The organism is Paenibacillus baimaensis, from assembly GCF_025567575.1.
This window is the reverse complement of sequence record NZ_JAOQIO010000058.1, coordinates 1-524: the sequence shown is the minus strand read 5'-3', so window position 1 is coordinate 524 and position 524 is coordinate 1. Positions and strand designations below refer to the sequence as shown.

The window sequence follows — 524 nt, the reverse complement described above, 5'->3', positions numbered from 1 at the left end:
CCAGCTGCAGCATTATCGGCCTGATCTCAAGATTGAATCCATTCGCGGCAATATCGACTCCAGACTCAAAAAACTGGAGTCTGAAGGCTTTGACGCCATCCTGCTGGCAGCTGCCGGCCTGCATCGCATTGGATGGACAGATCGCATAACAGCTTATTTACCACCAGAGGTTTGTCTGCCAGCTGTTGGGCAGGGTGCCTTGTGTATCGAATGTAAAGATGACAACACAGAAGTGCTGGAGCTGCTTGGACACTATAACGATGAACGGACAGCGCTTGCTGTGTCGGCAGAACGAAGCTTCCTGGGGAGGCTCAATGGTGGCTGTCAAATACCAATAGGCGCGTATGCAACCGTTGAAGGTGAACTAACAAGCGGAGGTTATCAAATCACCATGACAGGTATGGTAGGCTCGCCTGATGGTCAGCAGATGCTGAAGGAAACTATGAATGGAACCGATCCGGAGCTGTTAGGTGTTAATCTGGCAAATGCTTTGATAGAGCGTGGGGCTTCCGAGATTTTGGATA

Annotated in this window: 1 protein-coding gene; it reads left to right on the top strand. The window is 50.4% G+C overall.

Annotated features, from left to right (window positions below):
* The coding region (gene hemC / locus OB236_RS15980) for a hydroxymethylbilane synthase (protein WP_262684888.1) at window positions 1-524 on the top strand (524 nt) is incomplete at both ends.